Annotated in this window: 5 protein-coding genes; 4 read left to right on the top strand and 1 reads right to left on the bottom strand. The window is 47.8% G+C overall.

Features of this window, described 5'->3' with window-relative positions:
- Positions 1 to 129: 129 nt before the first annotated feature.
- From NNO04_RS21985 to NNO04_RS21970, 4 genes are all read left to right on the top strand, one after another.
- On the top strand, positions 130 to 1,395 hold the full coding sequence (locus tag NNO04_RS21985) for a contractile injection system tape measure protein (RefSeq protein ID WP_442870762.1): 1,266 nt from the start codon (positions 130 to 132) through the stop codon (positions 1,393 to 1,395).
- Positions 1,396 to 1,531: 136 nt separating this feature from the next.
- Entirely contained in the window at positions 1,532 to 3,475 is a 1,944-nt protein-coding gene (locus tag NNO04_RS21980; protein WP_271446467.1) for an ATP-binding protein, read from the top strand.
- A 14-nt stretch (positions 3,476 to 3,489) separates the two neighbouring features.
- The gene (locus NNO04_RS21975) at positions 3,490 to 4,101 is read left to right on the top strand and encodes a DUF4255 domain-containing protein (protein ID WP_271446466.1); all 612 of its coding nucleotides are present in this window, start codon (positions 3,490 to 3,492) and stop codon (positions 4,099 to 4,101) included.
- Positions 4,102 to 4,856: 755 nt separating this feature from the next.
- Positions 4,857 to 5,228, top strand: coding sequence for a hypothetical protein (locus NNO04_RS21970; RefSeq protein WP_271446465.1), 372 nt, complete (start codon positions 4,857 to 4,859; stop codon positions 5,226 to 5,228).
- A 33-nt stretch (positions 5,229 to 5,261) separates the two neighbouring features.
- On the opposite strand, the gene NNO04_RS21965 is transcribed toward NNO04_RS21970, so the two are convergent.
- On the bottom strand, positions 5,262 to 5,741 hold the full coding sequence (locus NNO04_RS21965; protein WP_271446464.1) for a TIGR02594 family protein: 480 nt from the start codon (positions 5,739 to 5,741) through the stop codon (positions 5,262 to 5,264).
- Positions 5,742 to 5,897: the final 156 nt, after the last annotated feature.

The raw sequence follows: 5,897 nt of genomic DNA, 5'->3' as shown, positions 1-5,897 counted from the left end.
GAATAACATTTTTCCATCCAGGGTTTTATAAAAATGGAACACTCTATTACTCATTTTGTTATGGCTATGAATATGCCGAATAACTGCCGGGTAACAGTTACAAATAAAAGTAGTGAATTATTTCATGCTGTGCTGAAAACTGATTGTGCTGAAATTTTCGGACACTTTGCTCAACAGTGTGTGGCCGATATTTTTATTGATTCCCTGACCCTGGATTTAGGAGAAATACCATTACATGATTTCGAACGTCAACTGCGGCAGCGATTTCAACAGCAGTTCCAGCAACAACTGCTGATGTACTGTGAAGATTGTACGCTTTCTCCTGAGTGGTGGTTAGAGGAGTGTGATGTCAGGGGCCGGTTATATGAAAAAATCAGCAATGAACCGGTGCACTGGAAGGGAATTTTGGCACGGGCCTGTCTGGATGAAAAAAAACGTTGGCGATTGCTGGCGTTATTGAGCAAGGAAGGAGGAATTGAACTATGTACCTTACTGGGCTGGAATACACCGGTGACCTTACAGGGATTGCTGTTGCAGGGGTTACGCTATTTTCAGCAACATCCACATATCCCTCTGCCACCACCACGAAAAGAGGCGTTGATGGTTATTACTCCTGAACGGGATGATGATGTCCTGAAAGCACTATTTTTCGCTCCCCCCTCGGCGGCATTATTGCCGTGGTTATCGGCATTGTGGCAGCAGTCAGCGGTACGGCGGGCACTGAAAAATTGCATAAATGCTGACGTTACAGGTTTGCTGCAAAAAAATGAGCCAGAACAGAAAACCGAATCGGCGTCAGATAAAAAGCTGACATCGAAAATCAACGCTAAAGTGACGCAACCGCAGGCGGCGATCCAGCCACAGCAGTTGCCGGTTTGTAACGCAGGTCTGGTAGCGTTATGGCCTTTATTACCTGATTTATTCCAGCGTTTAGGTTTATGGGATAAGGGGACGTTTATCCTGGACAATGCCCGACAGCAGGCTGCCAACTGCCTCGACTGGTTGATCTGGCAGGATGACTCTTTACAGGAGGGGCCGATGGTACTTACCCGATGGTTGTGCGGTTTGTTGCTGAATGAAGAGTGCCAGAGAGAAGAGGTGACTTCACAGCACAAATTTGTACTGGAGACATGGCTGGCGCAATTACCGTTGCAACTCCCGGGTTGGCGAATTCTGAGTATGACTGATGTTCGTACGCTGTTTTTGCAGCGTAGTGGAACGATGGTATTTCAGGAAAATGGCCTGCTGTTGCAGGTAGACCCACAACCGTTTGATGTCCTGCTTAGCGATTGGCCCTGGCCACTAACTAGCCTGATGCTTCCCTGGCTGCCAGCTGCAATGGCAATTGACTGGCCGCAGCCTGGCTTTGATCCTGCAGAGGCACATTATGCATAATCCAAACGTTATAAATCATCATATCTTTGCTGATAGCGAGAATAGCTCGCTGATGCGGCATCTCGAACGAATCGATCTCCTTCTTCAGCATGATTATTATCAACAGAAGGCTCGTTCCTGGTCCGGAGGCGTTTTATTGTCTTTACCCGAGATTGAGCAACGTTGCTGTAGCCCCCGCGGTATGCCAGTGTGGCTGGAAAGGGAGTATCAACATGAGCCCGAGATAATAAGGCACCACGATGTACTGACGGATGAGCGGCTGGGGCAACTCAGGGATCGTTTTGAATTAACCGACTTTGAACTGGATATTATCCTGCTCGGATCACTGGCTCACCTGGACAGTCGCTATCAGGTGCTGTTATCTGACATTCAGGGGAAGGGGCACCCGCTACCCACCATTGAACTGGCGCTACGCATATTTTGCTCATCGGCTTTGGAGCGGCAGGTGGCCGAAACCAGTTTCCTGCCTCAGTCTCCCCTTTATGCCAGCCAGCTTCTATTACCAGACAGTGCGCCGCCGTCTGCCAGAAAGGTCTGGGGCAAAAACCTCCTCTCTACCAGACTGGAAGTCTGGCATTTTTTGCTGGGAAATCGTTATCAAACTGCATCTATAGAAGGTTTTTGCCAGTGGCAGATGGAGTCGTCAGAGGCGGAACTGACTCCACCTGAACATAAGCTATACGGAGTTCTGAGAGATGCCGCCTTCGATACGGATAACCGTGCCGTCGTAATATTGCGTCAGGCCACTAAGCGCCAGATTGCTCATGTGTTAGATGCCTTGGGCTACCAGACGCTGTTACTGGAGACAGGGAATCTTCCAGTGGAAAACGCTGAGGCATTGTCATTATGTCGACAGGCGATATTCAATGCCCGCTTGCATAGAGGGGGACTGGTGATTTGTTCTCTGGACGAACTGCAGTCTGAGCGGCCGGTACTCTGCCAGCAACTCACATCACTGCTTGTACAGGCGAGCATTCCCTTGATCTGCCTACTGGAAAAGCATTCCCCTTTGATTCGACTGCCACATTGTGCTCAGGTTGTCTTTACAATGCCACAGTTAACCAGCCTGGAACGCTCGCACATACTGGGACAATGGCTGGATGAAGAAAGTGAGATTGACACGGAGACGCTGAGCCGACGCTTTTCTTTCATTGAGGAGGACATGCCGTACATTCGTCAGGAGGCTGATTTTTATCACCAGCAATACGATCCTCAAAGCGTCATGGAGCAACGGGACTGGCATCAGGCATTGCGCTACCGCGCACATCAACACTTTGGCAACCTTGCACAGCGGATCGAACCGAAACGTTGTCTGGATGATTTGATTATTTCGACAGAATTACGCCAACAGATTAACGAAATCAGTGCGGCTATTCGTTACCGTGAAGCGCTGCTGGAACAAGGATTTCAGCAAAAAATTCAATATGGTACGGGTATCAGTGCACTATTTTATGGCCCGTCAGGGACAGGGAAATCCATGGCTGCCGAAGTGCTGGCACACAGTATGCAGGTCGATTTGATCAAGATAGACCTCTCTGCGGTAGTGAATAAATACATTGGTGAGACTGAAAAAAATCTTTCCCGCATTTTCGATTTAGCTGAAGCCGATGCGGGGGTGCTGTTCTTTGATGAAGCCGATGCTTTATTTGGTAAACGCAGTCAGGTGAAAGATGCACAGGACCGTCATGCCAATATTGAAGTGTCTTATCTGTTGCAGCGACTGGAACATTTTCCGGGTCTGGTGATCCTCGCAACCAACAATCGCAGCCATCTGGATGATGCCTTCATTCGTCGTCTGACCTTTATCACCCGTTTTTCTTACCCGGATTCTGCCTTGCGTGAACAAATGTGGCGTACTGTCTGGCCGGAAGGCGTGGAGGCGGACGATGACGTTGATTTTGTCAAACTGGCTGAATGCATTGATATTACCGGGGCGAATATCCGCAACATCGTGCTGCTCGCTTGTTGGCTGGCAAAAGCCGAAAGTGAAGAAAAGAAATGTACTCATGTAGTAAAAGCCCGGCATATTGAACTGGCATGCTCCAGAGAGCTGGCCAAAGCCGGACGTCTGAAAATTTAGCCGAGGTTACCCACATGACAGAGATTACACCTGATACCAGTATCCTGAAGGTCAATAATGCACTTTATAACGCGCTGAGTGCCTATATTGATAGCGGGGTAACGATTATTTTTGATCTGCCTCAGACTGACAATCCGCCGACAGAACCTACGTTAAGTGTGTTCCTTTACGAGATCCACGAAGATCTGCAAATGAGAGCTGCGCAAATGAGAGTATCGACTTACAACCAGGGCGATAAAAGTGTCAGCATTGCACCCGGTTGGGTCAATGTAAACTGCAATTATATTATTACCTACTGGGATATTACTCAAACGCAGAGTAGCGGTTTAGGTAGTCCCGGTGATGCGCCGGACAACCCTGCGATTAAAGTGATGAACCAGGTGGTTAATGCATTAATTAATAACCGGACGCTACCAGATATTCCGGGAGCGTATACCAGAATGATCCCGCCTAAAGATGAACTGAATAGTTTGGGTAATTTCTGGCAGTCACTAGGTAATAAACCACGATTATCTTTAAATTTATCAGTTACAGTACCAGTTATTCTTACAGACCATAATGACACAGCACCTGCCGTTAAAAAACCATCAGCGGATGTTGTACAAATATCATCACAACCCAATTGAAATTAGCATTATATAATATTGTTTTTATTTTTGGTTGAAATACGACACCGGCGCGAATATTAATGGGGTGCTGAATCCTGAAGTGTAACGACAGCATCATTTATTCCGATTTGTGCCTGTCTGCATCCAGCCCTAAATAATCTTATGCTGAGGATAGTCTTATGCCTTACATCAGTGAGTCAAAGGGAAAAAAACAACATCTAATGAAACTGAAAGGGATAAAACTGACGAAGTCTTTCAATGATTTGAGGAGGCGTTTGACGAGGATGACACGGATGCCCCGCAGTCTGATGAGGGGGGAAGGGCTTCTGTAGGGCTGAAGGCTGGAAGCGACAATGACAGTTTGTTCTCTTTTATTCGTGAAGCGCATCAGCAAGAAGCTCTGGAATTCAGGCAAAAGGGGTATAACAGCCAGGTACCCAGTGTTGACCGGAGGTTAGTGACGATGCTGCGTAAAAATATTGTCGATACCAGAACCCGCATATCCCTCCGGACAGGGGGGAGGGACATCTTGGCTTTCAGTGGCTGCTGAAGCAGTTCCAGCAGATAGAGCGCTTCACTGACCGGCTTTCAGACGGTATGCAGGAATGGGTTCGTCATGAGGTGGCGGGTAAAAGCGGTAAAGGGGCAGGTGAGACGCCTCCGGGAAGCAGGAGCTCGGCTCTGTCGCTGGTGCTACCGCTACCGCCTGGTCTTCCCTCGTACAAGCCAGAGAATCTGCGTGGGAGGCCGGGAAGTCGACTTTCTTTGGTTCGATGAGCGAGGCAGCACGCCATGAAGCAAAAAAAGTCAATATGAAAGCCCGTGAGCTACAGGGGGCTTCTCAGGATTTCTTCAGTGATATTGCCGCCTATTTCGAGTCACTGTCCGGTTATCTGGCAAAAGTACCAGTTAACGTCAATCAGGGCGTGTCTCCCTGGCGCATACAGACAGTGAACGATGATGAGGTGGCGGCACCTTTATCGCGCTCACACACAATCAGGCAGAAAATCAGGCGTTTCTTTACTCAGAAATACCTGGAATTCCTGGTTGCGGTTCCCGTGGTTGAAGGGCATATGCGCAGATTTTCCCGGGCGATACAGCATGGCCATTTCACGAAAGCCCCTACAGTAAATATACACGCCTGAATTTCACAACGAAACTCTGAGGCTTGCAGAACGCTAAGATTCAGACACTGAACGCTGCGCTATTAATACCGGGAGAGACTGAGGTTCGTGAGAGATATCAGCCGGCCAGCGATAACCGCTAACGCGTGAACGAGGAAATGACCGAATATTAACAGCATCACTTTGATTACCTCCAAGTACCATGAGATCCTCATTCGAGGACGTTCCTACAACAAATCCGACATGCCCGCCTCCCTCCCTGAGAAGAACCACTACGCAGCCAAGACATGGTTCTTTCAATTCGCGTCCCCATTGTAAATATGACCTGGCCGATTCATATCGACTTGAAGGAATACCGCAACGCTCCAGGATTGCACCTACGAACGCTGCGCACCACGGTGTTTCATCGTCTTTAATGCCACCACGACGAATATCTTTCCAAAACTGAAGGATAAGCGGATTGTGTTGTGTTCCCATAATTTCCTTCTCGCCAATATATTTTTTTGCCTCTACCAACCATGCTGGTTCAAACATAAGATTGCCTCTTAAGAAAAATTTTATATTTCATTGGGGATTTAAAATGCCTCTGGTTAATTTAATATGGATGGTGCTTTCTGCTCTGAAATATTAAATTCCCCAACGGAAATCATGGCTTTTAAATCGCGGTTGTAACATATGACATCTATAAGG

This window comes from Citrobacter sp. Awk 4 (assembly GCF_028069725.1).
Taxonomy (GTDB): Bacteria; Pseudomonadota; Gammaproteobacteria; order Enterobacterales; family Enterobacteriaceae; genus Citrobacter_D.
This window is presented reverse-complemented; position numbering and strand designations above follow the sequence as displayed.

Excerpts from the sequence above, each read along its gene's own strand:
- NNO04_RS21975 (WP_271446466.1), top strand. The coding sequence starts at position 3,490 with ATGACAGAGATTACACCTGATACCAGTATCCTGAAGGTCAATAATGCA.
- NNO04_RS21965 (WP_271446464.1), bottom strand. The coding sequence starts at position 5,741 with ATGTTTGAACCAGCATGGTTGGTAGAGGCAAAAAAATATATTGGCGAG.
- NNO04_RS21970 (WP_271446465.1), top strand. The coding sequence starts at position 4,857 with ATGAGCGAGGCAGCACGCCATGAAGCAAAAAAAGTCAATATGAAAGCC.